Origin of the sequence: Brevundimonas sp. PWP3-1b1 (genome assembly GCF_049896065.1) — a bacterium.
Classification (GTDB): domain Bacteria; phylum Pseudomonadota; class Alphaproteobacteria; order Caulobacterales; family Caulobacteraceae; genus Brevundimonas; species Brevundimonas intermedia_B.
In genome coordinates, this window is record NZ_JAFCTO010000001.1 from 657,398 (window position 1) to 683,897 (window position 26,500).

General features: G+C 63.9%; 23 protein-coding genes, 2 tRNA genes and 2 rRNA genes. 19 read left to right on the top strand and 8 right to left on the bottom strand.

What is annotated here, in order from left to right; genetic code table 11:
• Positions 1 to 51: 51 nt before the first annotated feature.
• Positions 52 to 1,464, top strand: coding sequence for an SLC13 family permease (locus ACP69V_RS03140; RefSeq protein ID WP_346497116.1), 1,413 nt, complete (start codon positions 52 to 54; stop codon positions 1,462 to 1,464).
• A 6-nt stretch (positions 1,465 to 1,470) separates the two neighbouring features.
• Here the strand turns inward: ACP69V_RS03140 and xth are convergent, their stop codons facing one another.
• The 4 genes from xth to ACP69V_RS03160 form a co-directional block, all read right to left on the bottom strand.
• Positions 1,471 to 2,268 (bottom strand): exodeoxyribonuclease III, encoded by a 798-nt coding sequence (xth, locus tag ACP69V_RS03145; RefSeq protein ID WP_426022605.1) that lies wholly within the window; start codon positions 2,266 to 2,268, stop codon positions 1,471 to 1,473.
• 217 nt (positions 2,269 to 2,485) lie between these two features.
• A complete protein-coding gene (locus tag ACP69V_RS03150) occupies positions 2,486 to 2,989 on the bottom strand; it encodes a hypothetical protein (RefSeq protein WP_426022606.1) in 504 nt (167 codons plus the stop codon).
• 48 nt (positions 2,990 to 3,037) lie between these two features.
• Positions 3,038 to 3,970: a Gfo/Idh/MocA family protein gene (locus ACP69V_RS03155; RefSeq protein WP_426022607.1), complete on the bottom strand. Its 933-nt coding sequence runs from the start codon at positions 3,968 to 3,970 to the stop codon at positions 3,038 to 3,040.
• A gap of 5 nt (positions 3,971 to 3,975) precedes the next feature.
• Entirely contained in the window at positions 3,976 to 5,139 is a 1,164-nt protein-coding gene (locus ACP69V_RS03160; RefSeq protein ID WP_426022608.1) for a DegT/DnrJ/EryC1/StrS family aminotransferase, read from the bottom strand.
• A 175-nt stretch (positions 5,140 to 5,314) separates the two neighbouring features.
• On the opposite strand from ACP69V_RS03160, the gene ACP69V_RS03165 reads away from it, so the two are divergent.
• The 3 genes from ACP69V_RS03165 (at position 5,315) to ACP69V_RS03175 (ending at position 7,850) form a co-directional block, all read left to right on the top strand.
• On the top strand, positions 5,315 to 6,400 hold the full coding sequence (locus tag ACP69V_RS03165; RefSeq protein ID WP_426022609.1) for an AGE family epimerase/isomerase: 1,086 nt from the start codon (positions 5,315 to 5,317) through the stop codon (positions 6,398 to 6,400).
• A complete protein-coding gene (locus ACP69V_RS03170) occupies positions 6,397 to 6,906 on the top strand; it encodes a D-glycero-alpha-D-manno-heptose-1,7-bisphosphate 7-phosphatase (protein WP_426022610.1) in 510 nt (169 codons plus the stop codon). The genes ACP69V_RS03165 and ACP69V_RS03170 overlap by 4 nt, the downstream gene beginning before the upstream one ends.
• A 62-nt stretch (positions 6,907 to 6,968) precedes the next feature.
• Entirely contained in the window at positions 6,969 to 7,850 is an 882-nt protein-coding gene (locus ACP69V_RS03175; protein ID WP_426022611.1) for an alpha/beta fold hydrolase, read from the top strand.
• Here the strand turns inward: ACP69V_RS03175 and ACP69V_RS03180 are convergent.
• Complete coding sequence (locus ACP69V_RS03180; protein ID WP_135194344.1) at positions 7,847 to 8,821, bottom strand: ABC transporter ATP-binding protein; 975 nt, start codon at positions 8,819 to 8,821, stop codon at positions 7,847 to 7,849. The genes ACP69V_RS03175 and ACP69V_RS03180 overlap by 4 nt on opposite strands.
• 186 nt (positions 8,822 to 9,007) lie before the next feature.
• On the opposite strand from ACP69V_RS03180, the gene ACP69V_RS03185 reads away from it, so the two are divergent.
• The 5 genes from ACP69V_RS03185 (at position 9,008) to polA (ending at position 13,703) form a co-directional block, all read left to right on the top strand.
• Positions 9,008 to 9,301, top strand: a complete 294-nt coding sequence (locus tag ACP69V_RS03185; protein ID WP_426022612.1) for a hypothetical protein — start codon at positions 9,008 to 9,010, stop codon at positions 9,299 to 9,301.
• A gap of 55 nt (positions 9,302 to 9,356) precedes the next feature.
• Positions 9,357 to 9,596, top strand: a complete 240-nt coding sequence (locus ACP69V_RS03190) for a zinc-finger domain-containing protein (RefSeq protein WP_426022613.1) — start codon at positions 9,357 to 9,359, stop codon at positions 9,594 to 9,596.
• Between the two features lie 81 nt (positions 9,597 to 9,677).
• Entirely contained in the window at positions 9,678 to 10,118 is a 441-nt protein-coding gene (locus ACP69V_RS03195) for a VOC family protein (protein ID WP_409717174.1), read from the top strand.
• On the top strand, positions 10,118 to 10,741 hold the full coding sequence (locus ACP69V_RS03200; protein ID WP_426022614.1) for a DUF6655 family protein: 624 nt from the start codon (positions 10,118 to 10,120) through the stop codon (positions 10,739 to 10,741). The genes ACP69V_RS03195 and ACP69V_RS03200 overlap by 1 nt, the downstream gene beginning before the upstream one ends.
• A 37-nt stretch (positions 10,742 to 10,778) precedes the next feature.
• On the top strand, positions 10,779 to 13,703 hold the full coding sequence (gene polA, locus ACP69V_RS03205; RefSeq protein WP_426022615.1) for a DNA polymerase I: 2,925 nt from the start codon (positions 10,779 to 10,781) through the stop codon (positions 13,701 to 13,703).
• A 7-nt stretch (positions 13,704 to 13,710) separates the two neighbouring features.
• Here polA and ACP69V_RS03210 read toward each other — a convergent pair whose 3' ends face one another.
• Positions 13,711 to 14,862 carry a hypothetical protein gene (locus tag ACP69V_RS03210; RefSeq protein WP_426022616.1) on the bottom strand — a complete coding sequence of 384 codons (1,152 nt, stop codon included), beginning with the start codon at positions 14,860 to 14,862 and terminating at the stop codon, positions 13,711 to 13,713.
• Positions 14,863 to 14,968: 106 nt separating this feature from the next.
• A complete protein-coding gene (locus ACP69V_RS03215; protein ID WP_426022617.1) occupies positions 14,969 to 17,140 on the bottom strand; it encodes a TonB-dependent receptor domain-containing protein in 2,172 nt (723 codons plus the stop codon).
• Positions 17,141 to 17,299: 159 nt separating this feature from the next.
• Between ACP69V_RS03215 and ACP69V_RS03220 the strand changes: the two genes are divergently transcribed.
• The gene (locus tag ACP69V_RS03220) at positions 17,300 to 17,503 is read left to right on the top strand and encodes a twin transmembrane helix small protein (RefSeq protein ID WP_426022618.1); all 204 of its coding nucleotides are present in this window, start codon (positions 17,300 to 17,302) and stop codon (positions 17,501 to 17,503) included.
• A 2-nt stretch (positions 17,504 to 17,505) separates the two neighbouring features.
• Positions 17,506 to 18,078 carry a cob(I)yrinic acid a,c-diamide adenosyltransferase gene (locus ACP69V_RS03225; protein ID WP_426022619.1) on the top strand — a complete coding sequence of 191 codons (573 nt, stop codon included), beginning with the start codon at positions 17,506 to 17,508 and terminating at the stop codon, positions 18,076 to 18,078.
• A 3-nt stretch (positions 18,079 to 18,081) separates the two neighbouring features.
• Here ACP69V_RS03225 and ACP69V_RS03230 read toward each other — a convergent pair whose 3' ends face one another.
• The gene (locus ACP69V_RS03230) at positions 18,082 to 18,426 is read right to left on the bottom strand and encodes a hypothetical protein (RefSeq protein WP_426022620.1); all 345 of its coding nucleotides are present in this window, start codon (positions 18,424 to 18,426) and stop codon (positions 18,082 to 18,084) included.
• A gap of 116 nt (positions 18,427 to 18,542) precedes the next feature.
• On the opposite strand from ACP69V_RS03230, the gene ACP69V_RS03235 reads away from it, so the two are divergent.
• The 8 genes from ACP69V_RS03235 (at position 18,543) to ACP69V_RS03270 (ending at position 26,417) form a co-directional block, all read left to right on the top strand.
• Entirely contained in the window at positions 18,543 to 19,307 is a 765-nt protein-coding gene (locus tag ACP69V_RS03235; protein WP_426022621.1) for an electron transfer flavoprotein subunit beta/FixA family protein, read from the top strand.
• A gap of 1 nt (position 19,308) precedes the next feature.
• Positions 19,309 to 20,238, top strand: coding sequence for an electron transfer flavoprotein subunit alpha/FixB family protein (locus ACP69V_RS03240; protein WP_426022622.1), 930 nt, complete (start codon positions 19,309 to 19,311; stop codon positions 20,236 to 20,238).
• Positions 20,239 to 20,314: 76 nt separating this feature from the next.
• Positions 20,315 to 20,605: a DUF167 domain-containing protein gene (locus tag ACP69V_RS03245; protein WP_426022623.1), complete on the top strand. Its 291-nt coding sequence runs from the start codon at positions 20,315 to 20,317 to the stop codon at positions 20,603 to 20,605.
• A gap of 54 nt (positions 20,606 to 20,659) precedes the next feature.
• Positions 20,660 to 20,860, top strand: coding sequence for a hypothetical protein (locus ACP69V_RS03250; RefSeq protein ID WP_426022624.1), 201 nt, complete (start codon positions 20,660 to 20,662; stop codon positions 20,858 to 20,860).
• A 673-nt stretch (positions 20,861 to 21,533) separates the two neighbouring features.
• Positions 21,534 to 22,994 (top strand): 16S ribosomal RNA (locus ACP69V_RS03255).
• Between the two features lie 206 nt (positions 22,995 to 23,200).
• Positions 23,201 to 23,277: transfer RNA gene (locus ACP69V_RS03260), tRNA-Ile, on the top strand.
• Between the two features lie 84 nt (positions 23,278 to 23,361).
• Positions 23,362 to 23,437 (top strand) — tRNA-Ala (locus tag ACP69V_RS03265).
• A gap of 200 nt (positions 23,438 to 23,637) precedes the next feature.
• Positions 23,638 to 26,417 (top strand): 23S ribosomal RNA (locus ACP69V_RS03270).
• Together the 16S and 23S rRNA genes with 2 tRNA genes alongside form the textbook arrangement of a ribosomal RNA operon.
• Positions 26,418 to 26,500: the final 83 nt, after the last annotated feature.

Here is a 26,500-nt window from a genome sequence, read left to right on the forward strand (position 1 = left end):
ATCGTGCGAAAAAGGTTGACGAAAGCGATGGGGGGCGGTCTGCACGGGTTTATGACCTTCGACCAGATCGCCGCCCTGGCGGTGCTCATCGGCGTGGTCGGCGTGCTGATCCATGGCAAGGTCCGCGCCGACGTCGTCGCCCTGACCGGAGCCGCCGTCCTGCTGTTGCTGGGCGTCGTGCGGCCGGTCGAGGTGCAGGGCGCGTTCGCCAGTCCCGCCGTCATCGCCCTGGCCGGGCTGTTCGTCATCGCCTACGCCATCGAGCTGTCGGGATTGTTGGGGCTGCTGATCCGGCAGGCGACACAGTTGGCGGCGCGGATCGGCGCCACCGGCATCTGGATCGTCATCGGCCTGTGCGGCTCGGTCGGCGGCTTCCTGAACAATACGCCGGTGGTGGTGCTGGCTGCGCCTGTCATCCGCGACGTCGCCCAATCGCTGCGACTGTCGCCCAAACGGTTCCTGATGCCGCTGAGTCATGTGACGGTGATGGGCGGCCTGCTGACCCTGATCGGCACTTCGACCAATCTGCTGGTCAACGACATGGCGCGAAACGCCGGCCAGCCGGTGTTCGGCCTGTTCGAAATCACGCCGGTGGGTTTGTTCATCGCAGTGGTGGGCGGTCTTTGGCTCTATTTCGTCGGGGCTCGACAGCTGGGTCGATCCGTGGCCCGCGACGAGGCCGAAGCCGCGCGCATCGCCGAGATGGAGGAGGCCCAACGCCGCGCCGAGGCGCAGGCGGCTGGGCGGCGGCGACGGCTGTCGCTGCCGTTCGGCCTGCCGCGTCTGGGGGAGTCGCGCAACCAGTCCGACGGCTCGGGCGACGCGCACTTGGGCGACGTGTCGCTGTTCGGGGCGGCGGATCGGGCTTTTCGGCTGAGACCGGCGATGCTGTCCCTGGCCATCTTCGCCCTGGTGATCGCCTCGGCGGCGCTGGGATGGGCGCCGATCGCGGCGTCGGCCTTCGCCGGGGCGGTGGCGTTGATCTTGCTGAGGGTCATCACGCCTGAAGAAGCCTATGCGGGGCTGCGGCCCGAGATCCTGCTGCTCATCGCCGGGATGGTGGTGGTCGGCACCGCGATCGAGGTGACCGGACTGGCCCAGGCGGGCGCCTCGCGGCTGATCGACGTGATCCGGCCGATGGGCCCGCTGGGCGCGCTGATCGTGCTGTACGGTGTGACGCTGTTCGCGACCGAACTACTGTCCAACGCCACGGTGGCGGTTTTGATCACGCCGGTGGCGGTGGCATTGGCCGAAAGCCTGGGCGTCGATCCACGCCCCTTCCTGGTGTGCGTGATGATGGCCGCCTCGGCCGCCTTCGCCACGCCGTTCGGCTATCAGACCAATGTGCTGGTCTTCAACATGGCCGGCTACAGCTACATGGACTTCGTGCGCGTCGGCCTGCCGCTGAACCTGATCACCTGGATCGCCGCCATGGTGGCGATCCCGATCTTCTTCCCGTTCTGAGACGAATCAGACGTTCAGATCGACCGTGACGGGGGCGTGGTCCGAGGGACGCTCCCATTCGCGGACGTCGTCGTGGATGCGGGCCGTGTCCTTGACCACCGCGGGGGTCAGGCCGGGCGAAGTCCAGATATGGTCCAGGCGAAGGCCGCGATTGGACTTGCGGAAGTCGGCGGCGCGATAGCTCCACCAGCTGGCCAGTTTCTGCGGCTCGGGGAAACGGTCGCGAAGCACGTCGGCGAAACCGCCCGTCTCCTGAAGCCGGTTCAGGGTCTCGACCTCCAGCGGGGTGTGACAGACGATCTTGGACATGTAGCGGTGGTTCCACACGTCGCCCTCGCCCGGCGCGATGTTGAAATCGCCGGCCATGACCAGGGGACGCGACTTGTCCTGTCTGGCGACGATGGCGGTCAGCTGTTCATAGAAGTCCATCTTGTGATCGAATTTGGGGTTCAGGGCGCGGTCGGGGACGTCGCCGCCGGCGGGGATGTAGAAGTTCTGGACATCGATCCCCGCGACACGGGCGGAGACGCAGCGGGCGTGGCCCAACTTGCAGACCTGGAAGGTGTCGCTGTCCTCCAGCGGAAGGCGGCTGGCGATGGCCACGCCGTGCCAGCCCTTCTGGCCCGCGACGCGAAGATGGGGCATGCCCATGTCCTCGAAGGCGCCGCGCGGGAACTGGTCCGTGGTGCATTTTATCTCCTGCAGCATGAGGACATCGGGCGCGCGCTCTTCGACGAAGCGCGCGACCTGGTCGATGCGCAGGCGGACGGAGTTGATGTTCCAGGTAGCGAGGCGAAGGGTCATGCCCCCGTCTAGCAGGCGCGCGGCGTAAAAAAAGCCCGGCCGCAACGGGCCGGGCTATGGGAGGTTCGTCTCTCTCGCCGCCGGGGAGGGGATATTGTCCGTGGCGGTAGAACGGCCGCCGCCGTTCATGTGCTCAAAGTGTCACTCGCGAACATAAAAGTCAAACCGTCACAATCGATGCTTGCACGTGCTCATTTTGAAACAGTCCGAGGTCGGATCAGTCCGGCGTGTTGCGCGTCAGAGGGGCCGTCGCCCATTCGCCGCGCCATTCGTAGGTCAGGGTGACACAATGGCGATAGGCGCCGTCAGACCATCGACCGACCGCCTGCATGGTCAGGGGGCGCGGCGCCCGCACCCGGCTCATGATTAGCCAGACTTCGTCGGAGCCGGGGCAAAGGGCGCGAGCCAGCCCGCGGCCATCGCCGTCCTGATCCACGCCATAGATGTCGTTTTCCTGAGCGCCCGGCGGCAGGGCGCGTCTCGCCGCATCGGGGCCGCCACGCGTGAAGCCAGCCGTGCCGCGCGCCGAGGTGGAATAAAGCCTTTCGAGCGTGACCGCGCCGAACAGGCCGCGCCGGACCTCCAGCGTTACGCCCTTGGTCAGGGCCTGGGTGATGCGGTCCGACGCATTGTAGGACAGGAACCGGGTGTCGGCCTGGGCCGGTGCAGCGGCTGAAGCCACGGCGGCGAGAGCGAGGGCGGAGGCGATGAAACGGCGCATGCGTCCCTCTTCGTCAGGCTTTGCGGCGAGAACTAGGCTTCGCCCCGATCAGTGCTCGCCAAGACAGCGCAGGGCGACTTCCAGATTGCGCAGGCCGTCCTCGCCGGTGACCGCCGGTGTTTCGCCGGTTGTGATGGCGCGCGCGAAGGCTTCCAGCTCCTTGCGAAGGGGCTCGGCCGGCCAGCTGTTCAGCATCCGGGTGGAATAGGAGCCGTCGGGCTGCTGGCCGAAGTATTCGGTGACCTGGCGGGTGATCAGGTCGGCGACGATGAACTTCGTCTTGGTGGCGACCTGAAGCGTGCGGGTCTTGTAGGGGGTGACCCAGTTGGTGGTGATGTGGGCGATCACCCCATTGTCCAGCCGGAACTGGAGCAGGGCCGTGTCCTCGCGGTCGGCGCGGGTGCGGGCCAGTTGCGGCTGGACCTCGACGATCTCGGAGCCGGTCAGGTGACGGATGATGTCGATGTCGTGGACCGCCAGGTCGATGACCACCCCGACCTCGCCCATGCGCGGCGGGAAGGGGCCGACGCGGGTGATCTGGATCGAGATGATCTCGTCGTCGGCGACGGCGCGCTTGACGGTCTCGACCGCCGGATTGAACCGTTCGACCTGGCCCACCATCAGGACACGGTCGTTGGCCTTGGCGGCGTCGATCATGCGCTGGGCGTCGGCCACGCTGGCGGCGATGGGCTTTTCGACCAGGACATGGACGCCCTTTTCCAACAGGGCGACGCCGATGTCGGCGTGGAAACGGTTGGGCGTGGCCACGATGCCGGCGTCCAGACCGGCGTCGACGAAGGCCTGGGCCGTGGTGACCGCGTTCGCTTCATAGGCGGCGGCGACGCCCTCGGCCGTCACCGCATCGGGGTCGAAGACGGTGGTCAGGTCGAACTCGCGCATCTCGGAGGCGACACGCGCATGGTTGCGGCCCATGACGCCGACGCCGGCGACGCCGATCTTGAGGGCGGGAGTGTTCGGCATCAGATTCAACCCTTGTAGCTGGAGACGGCGGCGATGACCTTGTCTTGGGTCGCCTCGTCCAGATCGGCGTGCATCGGCAGGCTGATGACCCGGTCCTTGAGCCGTTCGGTCACGGGAAGCCCGCCCTCGCCGCGCGGGAAGCGCTGATAGGCTGGCTGAAGGTGCATTGGCACCGGATAATAGACGGCGGTGGGCACGCCCTGATCCTTGAGGTGGGCCGCCAGACCGTCCCTATCCTCATGCTCTATCGTATATTGGGCCCAGATCGACACGCCGCCGTCGATCACATGGGGCACGGCCGCGACGTGGGGCGCCAGCTTCTGGTTGTAGCGGGCGGCGATCCGGTTGCGCCATTCGATCTCCTGTCCGAAGACGTTCAGCTTCTCGATCAGGATGGCGGCCTGGATGGTGTCCAGGCGGCTGTTCATGCCGATTCGCATGGCCAGGTATTTGGGGTCATGGGCGAACGCGGCGGCGCCGGCCTGAAGGTCCTTGGCGACGACCTTTCCGTGGACGCGCAGCGAATCCATCTCCTGCGCCAGGTCATCGTCGTCGGTCAGCACCGCCCCGCCGTCGCCGTAGCAACCCAGCGGCTTGGCCGGGAAGAAGCTGGTCGTGGTTACGTCGGCCCATTTCAGCGGGTGGTCGCCGTTCAGGGTGCAGCCGAAGCCCTGGGCCGAATCCGAGATCAGCTTCAATCCGTGGCGGTCGCAGATCGCGCGAATGGCGGGATAGTCGGCCGGTTGGCCGAACAGATCGACGGCGATGACCACCTTGGCCGTTAGGCGACCCTCGGCCTTGACCGCCTCGATGGCGGCTTCCAGGTGCGCGGGGTCCATATTGTAGGTGCGCGGATCGACATCCACGAACACGGGCGAGGCGCCTAGCCACGGCACGACCTCGGCCGTCGCGGTGAAGGTGAAGCTGGGGCAGAAGACGGCGTCGCCGGTGCGGATTCCCCAGGCGATCAGCGGCAGGATCAGGGCGTCCGTGCCGTTGCCGCAGCCCAGGGCGTGTTTGGCCTGACCGAAGGCGGCGAGGTCGGATTCGAACTGGCGGACCTGCGGCCCCATGACCCAGGCGCCGCCGACGACGGCTTCCTGGACGGCGGCCTCGATCTTGCCGGCGAGACGCAGGCGCTGGGCCTGAAGGTCGATGAAGGGGATCATGAGGGACGCTCTCCACGGGGGATCGGGCGGCGGCTCGACAAGGACGGGCCGCGAATGTCGGGCCGTCCTAGCAAGATCGCGCGCAGGGGCCAAATCGCGCGGCGTCACATCGCGTTGCCCTTTGCTACCGCATCCGCCCCTTGGCGCCCGAAAGGATGCATCCTAATCCAGCGCCATGATGTCTCTCGCCGCCGCCCGGATCAGGGTCTCGAACTGGCTGTTCGATCATGCCCTGCCCTTGTGGGCCGACAAGGGCGTGGACGCGCAGGGCCGCTTCTTCGAGCAGCTTGATTTCGACGGGCGGCCCGTCACGGGCTTGCGCCGCCGCACCCGCGTTCAGGCTCGCCAGATCTATGTCTTCTGCGAAGCGGTCGCCCTGGGTTGGGAGCAGGGGCGAGCCCCGGCCCAGACGGGCCTGGACTGCATGATCGCCACGTGTCGCAGGGATGACGGTCTCTGGGTCGCAGCGACCGACGACGTCGGCGCGGTGATCGATGAGACGTCTGATCTCTATGACATGGCGTTTGTGCTGTTCGCCCTTGCAGCCTCGCATCGGGTGCTGGGCGATCCGCGTGCGCGGCCGTTGGCGCTGGAGACCGTCGCGGCGATCAATCTGAAGATGGCGTCGCCACATGGCGGTTGGGAAGAGGGCTTGCCGCCGCGCCTGCCGCGCCGCCAGAATCCTCATATGCACATGCTGGAGGCCATGCTGGCCTGGCAGGCGACCGCTCCTGATCCGGTGTTCGAGGCGGCGGCCCAGGTTTCGCTTGATCTCTGTCGACGTCATTTCCTGATCGACGGGGCAGTTCGGGAGTATTTCACCGACGATTGGTTGGTGGACCCCAGAGAGGGTCACGTCATCGAGCCGGGCCATCTGCAGGAATGGGCTTGGCTCTTGAAGCAGGCGGGCGATCTCGACCCAGGCGCAAGCGTCGCCGAGGGGCTGCATCTCCGCGCGGTGGCGCAAGGTTGTCGCGACGGCTTCACGATCCGCGAGATCGACCCGTCCGGCGCGCCGCTCGACGCCGGTCGTCGGCTATGGGCCCAGACCGAAGCCATTCGCACAGGCCTGAGTTTTGGCGACGCCGCCACCCCGGCCCTGATCGCCAAGGTCTTCGACACCCATCTTGCCACCGCCGTTCCCGGCCTGTGGGTGGACAGCTACGATGTGGAAGGCCGGTCGCATGATGAGGCTGTGCCCGCCTCAAGCCTCTATCATCTGATGACGGCTTTCTCCGAGCTGCTGAGACACAAGCCATGACCGGTGTTCCCGCCGCCTTTCTGGATCGGGACGGCGTGCTGATCGAGGACAGCGGCTATCCGCATCGGCCCGAGCATCTGAAGCTGATCCCTGGCGCGGCGGCGGCTGTGCGACGCATGAACCAGGGCGGCTATCGCACCGTCATCGTCACCAACCAGTCGGGCGTGGCGCGGGGTCTGTTCAGCGAGGCTCAGATGAACGCCTTCAATGATTTGCTGGTCGCCCGGCTGGCCCAGGACGGGGCCGTCATCGACGCGGTCTATGCCGCGCCCTTCCACCCCGATGCGGTCGAGGCGCGTTATCGCCATCCCGATCATCCCGACCGCAAGCCCAACCCCGGCATGTTGCTGCGCGCCATCGCCGAGCATGATTTGGACCCGCCGCGATCCTTCATCATCGGCGACCAGAAGCGCGATCTGCAGGCGGGCGAGCGGGCAGGGGTGGCGGGGTTCCTGTTCGAGGGCGGCGACCTGGACGCCTTCGTGCGCGATGTGGTGGGTCTCTAAGACCGGGCGTCGCATTTCCTCGCCTGGTGAATTACTCTGATCGAAATCGGAGGAGATCGCCAATGAACGCGCCCTATCCCTTTGTCGAACGGCGCTGGACCTCGCCGGATGGTCTCAGCCTGTTCGCGCGCGACTATGCGCCCGGTCCCGGCGTCGCGCGTCCGCCGGTCATCGCCATCCATGGCCTGACCCGCAACAGCGCCGATTTCGAAGCCATCGCCCCCCTGCTGGCCCAGAGCGGGCGGCGGGTGCTGGCGGTGGACGTGCGCGGGCGCGGCCGGTCGGATCGTGCGCCCGATCCCATGACCTATATGCCAGACATCTATGCGAAGGATGTGCTGGCCCTGATGGAGCAGTCGGGGATCGACCGTGCGATCTTCCTTGGCACCTCCATGGGCGGACTGATCACCATGGCGCTGACGGCGATCCGGCCCAAGGCGGTGGTCGCGGCGATCCTGAACGACATCGGGCCGGAAGTGGCGCCCGAGGGGCTGGCGCGCATCGCCGCCTATAGCGGCCAGCCGGTCGAGATCGGGACGTGGGCCGATGCGGCGGCCTATGCGAAGCGGATCAATGCGGTCGCCTTTCCGCACTATTCGGACGCGGACTGGGGCGCCTTCGCCCGGCGCATCTTTCGCCAGCAGCCGGATGGGGAGATCGGGCTGGACTATGACCCGGACATCGCCGTGCCGATCCGCGCGGCGGGCGCCAAGGCGCTGGTTCCGAACCTGTGGCCCCTCTTCCGGCGACTGGCGCGCAAGAAGCCGACCCTGCTGGTCCGCGGCGCGAACTCGGATCTGCTGAGCGCCGACATCGCCGGGCGGATGACGAAGGCCGCGCCCGCCATGGCCTACGTCGAGGTTCCCGGCGTCGGCCACGCTCCCATGCTGGACGAGCCGGAGGCCAGGGCGGCGATCTTCGAGTTCCTGTCCGAGGTCGATTAGTCCTTGGTGGGATCGACCTGGGACGCATCCCCATAGGTCAGGGCCAGGAAGACGTCCTCCAGGTCCGGGTCCTCGGTGGTGATGTCGGCGATGGTGACGCCAGCGGCGCGGACGGCGTTGATGACCTGTTCCACCGACGACTGCCCCTTCTTGTAGGTTACGGCGAAGGCGCCGCCCGGACGGGGCGTAACCTGGAAGCCGTCAAGGATCGGCGGAGTCATCTGCGGCGTCTCTGGGGTCACGACCACATTGCGGCTGTCCAGACGACGCAGAAGCTGTGGCGTCGGTTCGCAGGCCACGACCTCGCCTCGGTTGACGATGGCGATGGTGTCGCAGAGCTCCTGCGCCTCTTCGAGGTAGTGGGTGGTCAGGACGATGGTCACGCCCTCGGCGTTGATCTGGCGGACGTAGGCCCACAGCTGGCGGCGCAGCTCGACGTCCACGCCGGCCGTCGGTTCGTCCAGAATCAGGATCGGCGGATTGTGGACCAGGGCCTTGGCCACCATCAGGCGACGCTTCATGCCGCCGGACAGGGCGCGGACATAGGCGTTGGCCTTGTCCGACAGGCCCAGCGCCGCCAGCAGTTCGTCCGAGCGACGCTCGTTCTTCGGCACGCCATAGAAACCGGCCTGGACCTCCAGCGATTCGCGCGGGGTGAAGAAGACGTCGGCGACGATCTCCTGCGGCACCACGCCCAGGGCGGCGGCGGCGTCGCGCGGCTCCTTGTCGATGTCGCGGCCCCAGATTTTCACCGAGCCTTCGGACTTCTTCACCACCCCGGCCAGGATGTTGATCAGGGTCGACTTGCCGGCGCCGTTCGGACCCAGCAGGCCGAACACCGAACCGCGCGGAATGACCAGATCGACCCCGCGCAGGGCCGTCTTGGGCGCGGCCTTCTTGGACCCGGCATAGGTCTTCTTCAGCCCGTGCACCTCAATGGCGTTGTCGGGCAGGGCGGGGGTCTCTGACATGATCGGCTATTCACTCGGGCGGGACGGCGAGCGGCATAGGTAGGGCGCGCGGCTGCATTCGCCAACCTGTCCCACGGCGATGATGCGACAAGCGTGCCTGTCCTTGTGTCAATGATGCTTGACTGATCGCAAATTGATGTCTAGGTTGCTTGTCATAAAGACAACCTAGCTTGATGGAGACAGCCAATGACCACCGTTCAAAAAGCCAAGACGCCCCTGACCCGCACCCGCCTGATCGGCTTCATCGCCATGGGCGTCTGCGCCATCGGCTATATCGGCGGGGGGCTGGCGCTGCTGGCGGGCAAGACCGATCAGATCGATATGACGCATGCCGCCATCGCCGGCGCCGCCTTGTTGGTCATCGGCGAAATCGGCCTGTGGGTCGGCGCCGGCTGCCTGGGTCTGACCCTGTTCAAGAAGCGCAAGGCGATGCTGAACCGTCTTCTGGGCCGTCGCCCGGCGGCGCCCACCGAGGTTTGACCTTCGGGGCCGGTCCGCCTAGGAAGCCCGCAAGCCTTCCACACCGGACCGCATCATGCCCCCCCGCCATTCCGACGCCATCATGCCGCCGCCCGAAGAGATCGTCGTATCCACCAAGCGCGTGGCCTGCGACGGCGGCGGCGGGGCGCTGGGTCACCCGCTGGTCTATATGGACATGGGCGAGGACGACTTCATCGAATGCGGCTATTGCGACCGGCGTTTCGTCCTGTCGGCCCATCCGCACGACGAGAACGAATATCTGAGCCCGGCGGCCCGCGCGCCCGAGGCCCACTGAGTTCGTAACCTCAGTTCAGTCGCGGTGTGACGGCGTCTGGGTCTATAGAGCGCTGACACCCCGTTCGGACGGAGACGAGCCTTGCGCTATCTGCACACCATGGTCCGGGTAAAGGACATCGACGCCTCGCTGCATTTCTACTGCGACCTTCTGGGTCTGCAGGAGGTGCGGCGCACCGAGAACGAGGCAGGACGGTTCACCCTGGTCTTCCTCGCCGCGCCCAAGAACCTGGCGCAATCGGCGGCGGAACGCTGTCCTGAAGTCGAGCTGACCTTCAACTGGGACCCGGAAGAGTATCAGGGCGGCCGCAATTTCGGTCATCTGGCCTACAAGGTCGACGACATCTACGCCGCCTGCCAGAGGCTGATGGACGGCGGGGTGACGATCAACCGCCCGCCGCGCGACGGCAACATGGCCTTCGTGCGCTCGCCCGACGGCATCTCCATCGAACTGCTGCAGGAAGGCGCGCCGCTGGCGCCGGCCGAGCCCTGGGCCTCGATGCCCAATACCGGAGCATGGTGATGCGTGCGGGGCAGGGTCTATCGCTGGCCGTGGCGGCCCTGACCTTGACCCTGTCGGCCTGCGCCTCGACCACCGAGAGCAATACAGGCCGCACGGCGACGGAGCAGCTTCTTCTGGCGCGGGCGTCGGACAAGGCGGTCGAAGGCCTGGTTTTGCCGCTGCCGCTCGGCGCCTCGGTCTTCGTCGATGACGCCTATTTCCAGGGCGAGGGCACGCGTTACGCCGTCAGCGCCATTCGCAGCGGCATCTCCGACGCCGGTTTCAGCCTGGCGCGCAACAAGGACGAGGCGAATGCGGTGTTTGAGATCCGCGCCGGCGCCCTGTCGCTGGAGCAGATGCGGCGCGTGTTCGGCATTCCCGAGATGCGGATCCCGATCAACGAGACGCTGAACGTCGTCTCCCTGCCGGAGCTGTCGGTCTACAGCCACCGCGACCGGGTCGGCGTCGCCGAGTTTTCCGGCTTCCTCTACGAGGCCAAGACCGGGGCGCCGCTGGGCGCGGTGGTGCCGATGATCGGCACCTATCGCATCCGCAGCCACAAGGCCTTCATGGTGGTGGCCTGGGGCCAGCAGCAGGCCCAGCCGGGTCAGCGCGATCCCGGATCGAGCTGGACCGAATTCTGACGCTGACGCGGGGGCTTCCGCCCCCTATGTTCGGGTCATGACCGAGACGACCGCGCCCGAAACGACCGAGACCGAACGCCCCCAGGATCGCTCCCTAACGCAGGACGGCCCCGCCCTGCGGCTGTGGATGATCGACGCCTCGGCCTATATCTTCCGCGCCTATCACGCCCTGCCGCCGCTGACGCGCAAGTCGGACGGCCTGCCGGTCGGCGCGGTCCAGGGCTACTGCAACATGTTGTGGAAGCTGCTGAAGGACATGAAGGGCGCGGACGGTCCCACCCATCTGGTGGCCATCTTCGACCATTCGGAAAAGACGTTCCGCAACACCCTGTACGACCAGTACAAGGCCCACCGCCCGCCCCCGCCCGAGGACCTGATCCCGCAGTTTCCGTTGGTGCGCGAGGCGACGGCGGCGTTCGGCGTCCATTGCGTCGAACTGCCCGGCTATGAGGCCGACGACCTGATCGCCACATACGCCTGCAAGGCGCGCGACGCAGGCGGGGAGGCGGTGATCGTCTCGTCCGACAAGGATCTGATGCAGCTGATCGGCGGCGGCGTCGTGATGTGGGACCCGATGAAGGATCGGCGTCTGGCCGAGGCCGAGGTGTTCGAGAAGTTCGGGGTCGGCCCGGAGAAGATGGTCGATCTGCAGGCCCTGATCGGCGACAGCGTCGACAACGTCCCCGGCGCCCCCGGCATCGGTCCGAAGACGGCGGCCCAGCTGCTGGACGAATACGGCGATCTGGACACCCTGCTGGCCCGCGCCGGCGAGATCAAACAGCCCAAGCGGCGCGAAACCCTGATCGCCTTCGCCGACCAGATCCGCCTGTCGCGCGAACTGGTGCGCCTGACGTGCGATGCGCCGGCGCCCGAGCTGATCGACGACTTCGCCGTGCGCGATCCCGATCCTGAGACCCTGTCGGCCTTCCTGGAGACGATGGAGTTCCGCTCGCTTCAGCGCCGCGTCGGCGACGGCAAGGCCGGCCCCAGCGACGTCTCGGCCTTTGCGCCCAAGCGTGCGCCGAACCTGAACGCCCCCGTCGCCACGCCGCGTTACGGCCAGGTCGTGGAAGGCCCGGCGGAGGTCCAGACCTTCGACCACGCCGCCTATGAATGCGTTCAGACTGAAGAGGCGCTGGATCGCTGGATCGCACGGGCGACCGAGGTCGGCGTCGTCGGTTTCGACACCGAGACGGACGCCTTGTCCGCGACCCATGCGGGGCTGTGCGGCGTGTCGCTGGCTGTGGGGCCGAACGAGGCCTGCTACATTCCCCTGACGCATGAGCACGAGCCGCAGGCGAACGACGGCGGCCTGTTCGGCGAACCCGGCGAGGCGCGCGAGCCGATCCACCAGCTGGACAAGCCCACGACCCTGGCGAAGCTGAAGACGCTGCTGGAAGATCCTTCGGTTCTGAAGGTGTTGCAGAACGCCAAATACGACATCGCCGTCATGGCGCGTCGGGGCATTCGCGTCGCGCCCTATGACGACACCATGCTGATCTCCTATGTGCTTGAAGGCGGGCTGCACGGGCACGGCATGGACGAGCTGTCGCGCCTGCGCCTGGGCCACGAGCCGATTCCGTTCAAGCGGGTGGCGGGGACCGGCAAGAGTCAGAAATCCTTCAAGCACGTCGCCCTGAAACCGGCGGCGGAATACGCCGCCGAGGATGCGGACGTGACGCTGCGGCTCTGGCGTATCCTTAAACCCCGGCTGGCGCGCGAGGGCCTGTCCACCGTCTATGAGACGCTGGAACGCGGCATGCCCACGGTGCTGGCGGACATGGAGCTGAACGGCGTCCGTATCGATCCCGACCGGCTGAAGCGGCTGTCCAGCGAGTTCGGCCTGCGCATGGCCGAGCTGGAGGCCCAGGCCCACGAGATCGCCGGACGGCCCTTCAACATCGGCTCGCCGCGCCAGATCGGCGAAATCCTGTTCGGCGAACTGAACCTGCCGGGCGGCAAGAAGACCGCCTCGGGCCAATGGGGCACGGACGCCAGCGTGCTGGAGGAGCTGGCGCTCAGCCATGATCTGCCGCGCGTCCTGCTGGACTGGCGCCAGCTGTCCAAGTTGAAGGGCACCTATACCGACGCCCTGACCGCCGCCGCCGATCCCAAGACCGACCGCGTCCACACCAGCTATCAACTGGCCGCCGCCACCACCGGCCGCTTGGCGTCCAGCGACCCCAATCTTCAGAACATCCCGATCCGCACCGAGACCGGACGCGAAATCCGTCAGGCCTTCATCGCTGCGCCCGGCAATGTCCTGATCAGCGCCGACTACAGCCAGATCGAACTGCGCCTGCTCGCCCATATTGGCGACATCCCCGAGCTGAAGCGCGCCTTCAAGGCCGGGCTCGACATTCATGCCGCCACGGCCTCGGAGATGTTCGGCGTCCCCGTCGAGGGCATGCCGTCCGAGACCCGTCGCCGGGCAAAGGCCATCAACTTCGGCATCGTCTACGGCATTTCGGCCTTCGGCCTAGCCAACCAGCTGGGCATCGATCAGGGCGAGGCCGGGGCCTATATCAAGACCTATTTCGAACGCTTCCCCGGCATCCGGGCCTATATGGACAAGACCAAGGCCGAGGTGCGTCAGGCTGGGTTCGTCTCCACCGTCTTCGGCCGCCGCATCCACATCCCCGCCATCCACTCGAAATCGGGCGCCGAACGCCAGTTCGGCGAGCGGGCCGCCATCAACGCCCCGATCCAGGGCGCCGCCGCCGACATCATCCGCCGCGCCATGATCCGCATGCCCGCCGCCCTGGCCGAGGCGGGCCTTTCCACGCGCATGCTGCTCCAGGTCCACGACGAACTGGTCTTCGAGGCCCCCGAGGCCGAAGCCGACCGCGCCATCGTCGTCATCAAGCAGGTGATGGAGAATGCGTCGGATCCGGCGGTGGCCCTGACCGTGCCGCTGGTGGTGGATGCGCGAGCGGCGTCGAACTGGGACGCCGCGCACTGATCTGGAATCAGGCCGCCATCATGCCGATGTCGTCGGGGACTTCGCCGCGGCCCAGCAGGCCGGTTTCGAAGTCCATGAAGATGTCCATCAGCTCTTCGACGTTCACCGGGGCGGCGCCGGGGCCGAAGCGGAAGCGCCAGTAGCTGACGATGTGCTGGACGGCGCCCAGCTGGTCGCCCAGCTTGGCGAACATCGAGGGGGCGTCCAGCAGGAAGTCGCGGAAGGCGGTGGGGCGGCCTTCCTGGGTCAGTTTGGCGTAGGCGTCGTCATAGATTCGAAGAGTGCGGCTGACCTCGTCGCAGGTCTTGATGATACGACCGCGCAGGACGTCGCGGCTGCGGGCCAGATATTCCTTGGCGGCGCGATCGGTCTTGCCGACGGGCTTGATGGTGCGCACGGCCTCGGCGACGGCGGCGACCTCGCCCAGCAGGGCCGCGAGCGTCCATTTGTAGTAGAGGAAGCCCTTCCAGCAGAAGACGCCCTCCTGATACTGCTCCGGCGCCAAGCGCAGGGTCAGGCGCAGGGCCTCCAGTTGGTCGCCGGGCGTGTTGGACAGGATCTTGGCGGCCATACGCCCTGCCGAATCCGAACCCACGGCGATGGTGTCGCCCAGGCTGAGGGTGACCAGGGGTTCGATCTCGCTGCGCACGAAGGCCAGCATCCGCTGAAGATCGCTGTCGCTGATCGAGAAATAGCATGGCGCCGGGTCCAGGCCGCCGCGACGCAGCTGTTCGCGCAGCAGGAAGGGATCCAGAGAGGGCAATTTGTCGATCAGTCGCAGGGTCTCGATGTCCGTATGGGTCGCGGCGACGCCGAACGCCTCCATCATCATCCGCTCGAAGCCGATCTGATTGACGAAGACGTAGCGGCCGCCGGTCTTCAGGTCCTCGTCGTCGATGGGAATGACGACCTTGGTGGCCACCTGGCGACGACCGGTGAATAGGTCGGTCTCGTTGCGACGCAGCCGGTGCTTGATGATCAGGGCGCGGTTCAGGGCCGGGGTACGGAAGATCGGGCGGGCGGCCCAGTCGGGATTGCGCACGGCGCCGTCGGCGGAGCTGTCGCCATTCTCTTCCCACACGCGCAGCAGGTTGAGCACGCGGGCCGTGGAGGCGGAGGCCTTGAGATGTTCGAGATTGCGGACGGCGCGATCGGTCATGCCGCACAGATTGCACCAGCAATCGTGACCAAATGGCTTAGCTCGGCCAGAAAAAGGACGGGGGTCGCCGAAGCGACCCCCGCCTGATGGCTTTCAGATTCAAGGATCAGAAGGCGGCGGTCACCGAGATCCAGAGGCGGCGTGGCTCCTGATTGTTGGCGAACTCGGGGGCATAGGCGACCGGGCTGCCGTAGGGCAGCAGGCTGACGAAGTCCTTGTCGAACAGGTTATAGACGACCGCATTGACCGTCAGATTGTCGTCGATGCGGTAGGCGCCGCCGAGATGAAACAGGCTGTAGGCCTCATAGTCGCCTAGCGCCGTCTGGGCGTCGCCGGCGCCGCGATAGCGCGCCGAACGGTATTCGCCGCGCAGCCACAGGTTCATCCGGTCGGTGGCGTTCCAGCGCAGGTTGGCGTTGACCATATGCTCGGGCGTGTCGGTCAGGGGCCGGCCGGCGGCGGCGCCCGACTTCTGCTCGCTGTCGGTGAAGGTGTAGTTGCCCTGAAGCGTCCATGCGTCGTTGAAGCGGAAGCGAGCGGTGGCCTCGACGCCTTGCGTGACCGCCTCGTCGATATTGATGCTCTGGCCGAAGGTGGGGACGGTCGAGATATAGGCCGTATAGAAGCCCACGTCGAAGCAGCCTGACGTGTTGTAGCCGCCGGCCGCATACTGGGCTGGGGTCAGGCCGAACAGGCAGTTGGCGATGGGCACGCCGGTTGCGATCTTGTCGTCGAACTGGTTGTGGAAGACGGTGATCCCTGCACGCAGGCGGTCATGATCGTCATACAGAACGGCGAACTCGGTCGAGGTCGAGGTTTCCGGCATCAGACCCGGGCTGCCCAGCAAGGGCAGGCGGCCCTGGGCGCCAAAACCATTGATGCCCGAGGCCAGCTGTTCCAGGCGCGGGGTCTTGAAGCCCTGGCTGACGCCGCCCTTGACGGTCCAGACATCGGTCGGATTCCAGACCAGATAGGCACGCGGGCTGAAATGCGATCCGAAGGTCGAGTGGTCGTCGTGACGCGCGCCGACCGTCAGGGCCAGGGTATCGGTGAACCGCCATTCGTCCTCGGCGAAGACGGCCCACTGGGTGTGGTTGAACGTGCCAGAGACCACGCCGTCCGTCATCTCGGCTTCCCAATGCTGGCCGCCGACGGTGAAGGTGTGGTTGCGCCACTGCGAGAACAGCTTGGTGTCGAAGATGCGGTTCTCGCTCTCCAAATCGCGCGGGCTGCCGGCGCCGGCGACGCCATTGGGGATGATCCGGCCCTTCGTCTCAGTCCTGGCGATCGAATAGTTGGATTCCAGCGTGCCGAACGGCAGGCGCCAATTATGGGCGATGGCGACCTGGTCGCGGTTGAACTCCAGGAACTTGTCATAGCCGCCGGCGGTCGTGGCGGTGCCCATCTGGCCCTTGGAGTTGTCGTACCATTGGCGGCCGACGTCGGCGTCGATCCACAGGTCGTGGTCGGCGTGCAGGTTGAAGGCGAGGCGGGCGCCGGCGGACCAGATTTCGTTGGCGGTGGAACTGCGGCCGAAACCTGTGACCGGGGTTTCCGCGCCGGCGACGTTTTCGAACGTCAGGCGCGACTGTTCGCGTTCCGAACGCGAGCCGCGGATCGACAGTCCCACGCGGTCCTTGATCAGCGGGCCGGCCAGATAGACGTCCCCGCCGCGGATCGGCCCGAACTCGTCATCGCCCTGGATCGTGTAATGGGCGCTGGCCGAGCCGTGCCACTCATCGCCGATCTTGCGGGTGATGATGTTGACCACCCCGCCCATGGCGTCGGATCCATAGAGGGTCGAGACGGGGCCGCGCACGACCTCGACCCGCTCGATAGCCGAGACGGGGGGCAGGAAGCTGGTCGAGGTTTCGCCGAAACCGTTGGGGGTCACGCTGCCGGCCGTGTTCTGGCGGCGGCCGTCGATCAGGATCAGGGTGTAGTCCGAGCCCATGCCCCGGATGTTGATGGTCTGACCACCCGACTTGCCGACGGCGGCGCCGGTATCGACGCCTTCGACATTGTTCAGGATCTCGGCGAGCGAGACGGCGCGGACTTCCTCGATCTCGGCGCGGGGGATGACGCTGATCGACGCGGGGGCCTGGTTGATCCGCTGTTCGAAGCCCGAGGCGGTGACGACGATCTCGCCCAGCTCGGCCGTCTGGGTTGCCTGTCCGGTTGTGACCGGCTGAAGGGTCTCCGCCAAGGCGGCGCCCGAGGTCAGGCCGAAAGCACAGGAAGCGCCGGCCAACAGGCGTGCGCGGGTCGAGAAGGTCATATTCAGATTAGCCCCTAATACTTGCGAGCGCCTCTCAACATCATTCGCAACAAGACTCCAAGGGGGGTGCGCCCATCCGTCGCAAGCGCCGCCGTATCGCCACAGGCTCGGATGGGGCGACGCTGGCGTGTGATGGTGATCCGGGTCTAGAACGACGGCATGCAGATCTTCGACATCCTGATCATCGTCGCCATCGCCGCCGTGGCCGTCACCCTGGGCTTTGGCCTGTATTCCCTGTTCCGGGGCGGGGACTATGCGCGTACGAATTCCAACAAGCTGATGCGGCTGAGGGTCGGGCTTCAGGCGCTGGCCGTGATCCTTCTGGTCGTCGGCATGATGTGGAAGGCGGCGCAGGGGGCCTGATCATGGTGACGCTGAACAAGATCTATACCCGGACCGGTGACGATGGCCGGACACGGCTAGCGTCGGGCGCCCCGGTGTCGAAGACCGATGCGCGCGTTGAGGCCTATGGCGCTGTGGACGAACTGAACGCGGTGATCGGTGTGGCGCGGCTGAACAGCGGCCAGAACGACCGCATCGACGCCATGCTTGGTCGCATCCAGAACGAACTGTTCGACCTGGGCGCCGACCTGGCCACGCCGCTGGATCCGCCGCCGGCCTGGGAGGCCTTGCGCATCATCGAGACGCAGGTGGCGCGGCTGGAGCAGGAGATCGACTGGATGAACGAGAGTCTCAAGGCGCTCGACAGCTTCATCCTGCCGGGCGGCGCCCCGCTGTCGGCGCATCTGCACGTGGCGCGCACCGTCTGCCGCCGGGCGGAACGCGAGGCCGTGCGACTGGTCGAAAGCGGCGAGGCGGTGAATGTCGAGGCGGTCAAATATCTGAACCGCCTGTCGGACCATCTGTTCGTGGCGAGCCGTCGCGCCAACGCCAACGGCGCCAGCGACATCAAATGGAAGCCGGGCGCGACGCGCTAGACTTTATGTCGCCGGCCGTGCTGCGGCCAGGGCCGCCTTCTGGCGTTCGACCTCGACGGCGCGGGCGCGGTCCTCGGCGGCGAGTTGCTGTTCGATGCGGACCAGTTCGCGGTTCTTCTCGGCCGAGGCTTCCTCGCGCGAGACGCCGTTGGGCCGGCCCGTGATCTGGGCGATAGAGATGGGTTGGGCGCAGATACGGCTGTCCATGTCGTACCACTTGCCTGCCGCCTCGCAGCGCTTGCCCGGCGTGACCCAATAATCCTGCAGGACGAAAATCCCCACGATGGCGACGCCGAACAGGGCGAAGAAAATCATCGCCAGGCGGGGAAAGGTCAGGAAACGCTTCATCTCGTGGTCCGTTGGGTGAGGGTCGCAGCCACAGCTTGACCCCGCGTTACGTTGACAGGCCTTCGCGACCGCTCCATGTCCTGCCCTCACATTCAGGCGATTTCACGGATAGACCCATGAAGGTACTCGTCCCCGTCAAACGGGTGATCGACTATAACGTCAAGGCCCGCGTGAAGGCGGACCAGTCAGGCGTCGATCTGGCCAACGTCAAGATGAGCATGAATCCCTTCGACGAGATCGCCGTCGAAGAGGCGGTTCGTCTGAAGGAAGGCAAGGAACATCACGCCGCCGGCACCGCGACCGAGATCATCGTGGTCTCCATCGGCGTGACCCAGGCCCAGGAAACCATCCGCACCGCCCTGGCCATGGGCGCGGATCGGGGCATCCTGATCCAGTCGGACACGGACCTGGAGCCGCTGGCGGTCGCCAAGCTGCTGAAGGCGGTGGTCGAGGAAGAAAAGCCCGACCTGGTGCTGATGGGCAAACAGTCGATCGACGGCGACAACAATGCGGTGGGCCAGATGCTGGCCGCGCTGCTGGACTGGCCCCAGGCGACCTTCGCCGGCAAGCTGGTCATCGACGGCGGCAAGGCCACGGTGACGCGCGAGGTCGACGGCGGTCTGCAGACCCTGGCCGCCGAACTGCCGGCGGTGGTGACGGTGGACTTGCGGCTGAACACGCCGCGCTATGCGTCGCTGCCCAATATCATGAAGGCCAAGAAGAAGGAGATCGCCGTCAAGGCGGTCGCCGACTATGGCGTCGATGTCGCCGACCGTCTGAAGGTCCTGAAGGTCACCGAGCCGCCGAAACGGTCGGCCGGCGTCAAGGTGGCCGATGCGGCCGAACTGGTTTCCAAGCTCAAGTCCGTGGGAGCGCTGTAATATGGCTGTCCTCGTCATCGCCGATCACGACGGTTCGACCGTTCGCGACACCACCCACAAGACCGTGACCGCCGCCCTGGGCCTGTCGTCCGACGTGGATGTTCTGGTCGTGGGGCAGGGGGCGCAGGCCGCCGCTGATGCGGCTTCGAAAATCGCCGGCGTTCGCAAGGTGCTGCTGGCCGAGAGCGCCGGCCTGGGCCACGGCCTGGCCGAGGCGGTCACCGACACCGTCGTCCCCCTGGCCGCCGGCTACGACGCCATCCTGACGCCTGCCTCGACGGACGGGAAGAATTTCGCCCCCCGGATCGCCGCCAAGCTGGACGTCGCCCCGATCTCGGACATCATCGAGGTGGTGTCGGCCGATACGTTCGTGCGTCCGATCTACGCCGGCAACGCCCTGGAGACGGTCCAGTCGGCCGACGCCAAGAAGGTGATCACGGTGCGCCCGACGGCTTTCGCCGCCGCCGCTGAAGGCGGTTCCGCCCCGGTGGAGAGCGTCGCCGGCGCCGACGCGCCCAAGACGGCCTTCGTGTCGGAAGAAATGGTCAAGTCGGACCGCCCGGACCTGGGCGCCGCCAAGATCGTGGTCTCGGGCGGTCGCGCCCTGGGCTCGGCGGACGAGTTCCACGCCGTGATGGAACCCCTGGCCGACAAGCTGGGCGCCGCCATCGGCGCCTCGCGCGCGGCGGTGGACGCCGGCTATGCTCCCAACGACTATCAGGTCGGCCAGACCGGCAAGGTGGTGGCCCCGGCCCTGTACATCGCCATCGGCATCTCGGGCGCCATCCAGCACCTGGCCGGGATGAAGGACTCCAAGACCATCGTCGCCATCAACAAGGACCCCGACGCCCCGATCTTCCAGGTCGCGGACTACGGCTTGGTCGGCGACTACAAGACCATCGTGCCGGAACTGATGACCGCCCTGGGCTAGGTCTGGGTTAGATCAATAGGAGGAGGGCGCGGCGCCGAACGGAGCCGCGCCCTTTTTCTTGCCAGCAGAGGATCGGATGGCGAACCTGCCGATAAGGCTGCAGCCCGGCGCGGCGGTGGATCGCATCGAGGGCTGGGAGGCGGACGCAGAGGGACGGCGCGCGCTCAAGGTGCGTGTCCGCGCCCGTCCCATAGATGGAGAGGCCAATGACGCCCTGATCCGGCTGCTGGCCAAGAGCCTCGGCGTGTCGAAGTCTTCCGTGACCGTGGCGCGCGGCGGCCAGTCGCGGTCGAAGATGGTCGTCGTCGACGGCCTGGATGACGAGGCGCTGTGCGCACGAATCGTGGAAATCCTGTCCGGAAACTGAGCGCGACCCGTTTCGGCGATTGGCGCGTTGTGCATAAAAGCCGGAGAACAACTCATGACCACGGACGCCCGTATCCTTCACGCCCGCAGCGGCGTCGTTCTGGAACAGAGGGGTGAAGACTACGCCGTCTCAAGCCTGCGCCTCGAAGAGCCGTTGACCTTCACGGACGCATCCCAGGCGCAGCTCGCGTTCGACAGCGAGGTCACGGCTTCCGAGCAGGACCCGGAGCTGATGTCCCGTTTGGGCGGAGCCTGAGGCAGCCGAGTCGCCCGAACTCTTGCGGCTTACATGGCCGGCGGAGTTGGTGTTCGTTGCTCGTTGATCATGAGTCTTTGAGAAACTTTCCCCCAACAGTCAGAATCCGCTTGCTGACAAAACGGGTGGTCCGTATAGAGCCGCCTCGCTCGGAAACGGGCTGGCCGACGGGGCCGCGGGGGTCTTGATCCTCACGGTTTCACGGAAGAAAGAAGCGAAAAACTTCTTGCTTTCATCGGTTGGTTTCACTAGGTTCCGCGCTCCAATCGAATCGCCGACGGGTTTTTAGAGGTAAGCCTCGCTTTCCTCCGGTGGTTTCTTGCGGTCTGAAGGGTTCGCCTTTCTCTCCAAAAGATCTCTGAAAAGAGCGGTTGACATGAGGTTCGGCGGTCTCTAAATCCCCGCCTCCGCCGACGACACGGCGCTAAACAAGTCGGGCCGCTGATGCGGTTTAGGTCTTTGACATTGTTGATTTGGAAAGAGAAACGCAGGCGGCGGTGTTCTTGCGATGACCCTAGAAGGTCATCATACGACACTGACTATCTGCGGTCTTTTTGAAAAGATACCATGCGTCGGTCTTCGGATCGATGAATGGGAACTCGTCAATAAAATACGTAGAACTAATGCCAAGACGTCCTTCGGGATGTTCTTAAGCTTAGGTCAGAAGTCAACTCAACCTGAGAGTTTGATCCTGGCTCAGAGCGAACGCTGGCGGCAGGCCTAACACATGCAAGTCGAACGAACTCTTCGGAGTTAGTGGCGGACGGGTGAGTAACACGTGGGAACGTGCCTTTTGGTTCGGAATAACTCAGGGAAACTTGTGCTAATACCGAATGTGCCCTTCGGGGGAAAGATTTATCGCCATTAGAGCGGCCCGCGTCTGATTAGCTAGTTGGTGAGGTAAAGGCTCACCAAGGCGACGATCAGTAGCTGGTCTGAGAGGATGATCAGCCACATTGGGACTGAGACACGGCCCAAACTCCTACGGGAGGCAGCAGTGGGGAATCTTGCGCAATGGGCGAAAGCCTGACGCAGCCATGCCGCGTGAATGATGAAGGTCTTAGGATTGTAAAATTCTTTCAGTAGGGACGATAATGACGGTACCTACAGAAGAAGCCCCGGCTAACTTCGTGCCAGCAGCCGCGGTAATACGAAGGGGGCTAGCGTTGCTCGGAATTACTGGGCGTAAAGGGAGCGTAGGCGGACATTTAAGTCAGGGGTGAAATCCCGGGGCTCAACCTCGGAATTGCCTTTGATACTGGGTGTCTTGAGTATGAGAGAGGTATGTGGAACTCCGAGTGTAGAGGTGAAATTCGTAGATATTCGGAAGAACACCAGTGGCGAAGGCGACATACTGGCTCATTACTGACGCTGAGGCTCGAAAGCGTGGGGAGCAAACAGGATTAGATACCCTGGTAGTCCACGCCGTAAACGATGATTGCTAGTTGTCGGGATGCATGCATTTCGGTGACGCAGCTAACGCATTAAGCAATCCGCCTGGGGAGTACGGTCGCAAGATTAAAACTCAAAGGAATTGACGGGGGCCCGCACAAGCGGTGGAGCATGTGGTTTAATTCGAAGCAACGCGCAGAACCTTACCACCTTTTGACATGCCTGGACCGCCAGAGAGATCTGGCTTTCTCTTCGGAGACTAGGACACAGGTGCTGCATGGCTGTCGTCAGCTCGTGTCGTGAGATGTTGGGTTAAGTCCCGCAACGAGCGCAACCCTCGCCATTAGTTGCCATCATTTAGTTGGGAACTCTAATGGGACTGCCGGTGCTAAGCCGGAGGAAGGTGGGGATGACGTCAAGTCCTCATGGCCCTTACAGGGTGGGCTACACACGTGCTACAATGGCGACTACAGAGGGTTAATCCTTAAAAGTCGTCTCAGTTCGGATTGTCCTCTGCAACTCGAGGGCATGAAGTTGGAATCGCTAGTAATCGCGGATCAGCATGCCGCGGTGAATACGTTCCCGGGCCTTGTACACACCGCCCGTCACACCATGGGAGTTGGTTCTACCCGAAGGCGCTGCGCTGACCGCAAGGGGGCAGGCGACCACGGTAGGGTCAGCGACTGGGGTGAAGTCGTAACAAGGTAGCCGTAGGGGAACCTGCGGCTGGATCACCTCCTTTCTAAGGATGCTTCTCCAGGCCGTCTCTCACGAGGCTGTCTATTGAGGCTCCAATAGCGGAGCGCTTCACAGCGCCGAGCACAAACGGCGGAACGCCGCCGTCTCCGTTTCTCTTTCCACTTTCGTCATCGACGCATCGACCATTCGGGTCGTTGTATTGGTGACGCGATCGCGAGCCTGGGTTCTAAACCCGGCTGTCGCTGCCATAGGCCCGTAGCTCAGGTGGTTAGAGCGTACGCCTGATAAGCGTAAGGTCGGCAGTTCGAGTCTGCCCGGGCCTACCAGGACTTCTGGTTCGCTGGGGGTTCTCAGCCTCAAGACGGCATCGCCGACAGCTCTCCTGGGCTTCGCACTATTCCTGTTGGAATGGGGCCATAGCTCAGTTGGTAGAGCGCCTGCTTTGCAAGCAGGATGTCGTCGGTTCGACTCCGTCTGGCTCCACCAGGATCTTGTGATCGCATTCAAGTTTGCCGTCGGCCGTAAGGTTGGCGTGCATTGAAATCGTAAAGGAAGAACGCAACCGGCTCCCCTGAGCTTTTAGGTTATGTTCGAGAAGAAGACATTGTCTGACAAATATCAGGCTTGGTCCCCCGGCAACTTTCCAGTCGGGCGGAATAAACCAAGCATGAGTTTTGCTGAGAAACGATCAAACGTTGAAGGGCTTCTGACGGATGCCTTGGCGTAGAGAGGCGATGAAGGACGTGGCAAGCTGCGATAAGAACCGGGGAGGCGCTAGCACCCTTTGATCCGGTTATCTCCGAATGGGGAAACCCACCTTTACAGTCTTCCAACTCTGTTTCTTCGGAGACAGCGATTGGCGGATTGTTGAAAGGTATAATGAACTGAATACATAGGTTCATTAAGCGAACCCGGGGAACTGAAACATCTCAGTACCCGGAGGAAAGGACATCAACCGAGACTCCCGTAGTAGTGGCGAGCGAACCGGGACCAGGCCAGTGCTCTTGTGAAATAAAGACGAACGACCTGGAAAGGTCGGCCATAGTGGGTGAAAGCCCCGTAGTCATCAAATAGCAAGAGACTCGAGTAGGGCGGGACACGTGAAATCCTGTCTGAACATGGGGGGACCACCCTCCAAGCCTAAGTACTCCTCTACGACCGATAGTGAACAAGTACCGTGAGGGAAAGGTGAAAAGCACCCCGACAAGGGGAGTGAAACAGATCCTGAAATCGGAAGCCTACAAGCAGTCGGAGCCCCCAAGCGGGGTGACGGCGTACCTTTTGTATAATGGGTCAGCGACTTCATGTGTCGAGCAAGCTTAAGCCGTTAGGTGTAGGCGCAGCGAAAGCGAGTCTGAATAGGGCGCTAAGTTCGACGTATGACGACCCGAAACCAGGTGATCTATCCATGAGCAGGTTGAAGGTTGGGTAACACCAACTGGAGGACCGAACCCGTGAATGTTGAAAAATTCTGGGATGACTTGTGGATAGGGGTGAAAGGCCAATCAAACCTGGACATAGCTGGTTCTCCGCGAAATCTATTTAGGTAGAGCGTCCGACGAATTCCTTGGGGGGTAGAGCACTGGATGGTTGCGGGCTGCGCGAGCGGTACCAATACTAACCAAACTCCGAATACCCAAGAGAACTATCGGGCAGACACACGGCGGGTGCTAACGTCCGTCGTGAAAAGGGAAACAACCCTAACCATCATCTAAGGCCCCCAAGTCACGGCTAAGTGGGAAACGATGTGGGATTGCTTTGACAATCAGGAGGTTGGCTTAGAAGCAGCCATCCTTTAAAGAAAGCGTAACAGCTCACTGATCAAGCGATCCTGCGCGGAAAATGTAACGGGGCTCAAGCCGTGCGCCGAAGATATGGGTTTGCAGTTTACTGCAAGCGGTAGCGGAGCGTTCCGTAGGCCGGTGAAGGTCAGGCGTGAGCCTGGCTGGAGGTATCGGAAGTGAGAATGCTGACATGAGTAACGATAGGAGTGTGAGAGACACTCCCGCCGAAAGACCAAGGGTTCCTGCGTAAAGCTAATCTGCGCAGGGTTAGTCGGCCCCTAAGGCGAGGCTGAAAAGCGTAGTCGATGGGAAGCAGGTAAATATTCCTGCACCAGCTGGAAGTGACGGATGGCTTAACTCGTACCCACTTATTGGATTGTGTGTGCGGGGGCGTTGTCCCAGGAAATAACTCCAGCAGAGACCGTACCCGAAACCGACACAGGTGGTCAGGTAGAGCATACCAAGGCGTTTGAGAGAACTATGCTGAAGGAACTCGGCAAATTGCACGCGTAACTTCGGAATAAGCGTGACTCACCCTGGGCAACCAGGACTGAGTGGCACAAGCCAGGGGGTAGCGACTGTTTAGCAAAAACACAGGGCTCTGCGAAGCAGCAATGCGACGTATAGGGTCTGACGCCTGCCCGGTGCCTGAAGGTTAAAGGGAGTTGTGAAAGCGACGAACTGAAGCCCAGGTAAACGGCGGCCGTAACTATAACGGTCCTAAGGTAGCGAAATTCCTTGTCGGGTAAGTTCCGACCTGCACGAATGGCGTAACGACTTCCCCACTGTCTCCAGCATAGGCTCAGTGAAATTGAATTCCCCGTGAAGATGCGGGGTTCCCGCGGTCAGACGGAAAGACCCTATGAACCTTTACTATAGCTTCGCCTTGGCGTTAGCGACCGTATGTGTAGGATAGGTGGGAGACTATGAAACCGGGGCGCCAGCTCTGGTGGAGTCGTCCTTGAAATACCACCCTTACTGTCGTTGACGTCTAACCGAGGGCCGTTATCCGGTCCCGGGACATGGCGTGGTGGGTAGTTTGACTGGGGCGGTCGCCTCCTAAAGTGTAACGGAGGCGCGCGATGGTGGGCTCAGACCGGTCGGAAATCGGTCGTCGAGTGCAATGGCATAAGCCCGCCTGACTGCGAGACTGACAAGTCGAGCAGAGACGAAAGTCGGCCATAGTGATCCGGTGGTCCCGAGTGGAAGGGCCATCGCTCAACGGATAAAAGGTACTCTAGGGATAACAGGCTGATTTTGCCCAAGAGTCCATATCGACGGCAAAGTTTGGCACCTCGATGTCGGCTCATCACATCCTGGGGCTGGAGCAGGTCCCAAGGGTATGGCTGTTCGCCATTTAAAGTGGTACGTGAGCTGGGTTCAGAACGTCGTGAGACAGTTTGGTCCCTATCTGCCGTGGGTGTTCGAAGCTTGAGAGGATCTGTCCCTAGTACGAGAGGACCGGGATGGACATACCTCTGGTGTACCTGTCATGGCGCCAGCTGTGCAGCAGGGTAGCTAAGTATGGAATAGATAACCGCTGAAAGCATCTAAGCGGGAAACTAACCTCAAAACAAGGCTTCGCTGAGGATCGTGGAAGACTACCACGTTGATAGGCCAGGTGTGGAAGTGGGGCGACCCATGAAGCTTACTGGTACTAATAATCCGATCGGTTTGATCGTTTCTCAGCAAAACTCATTCGATGGTTGCTCCTTGACCGAAGCAACCTCAGACAATGTCTTCTTCTCCTGACCTAAAGTAGCGC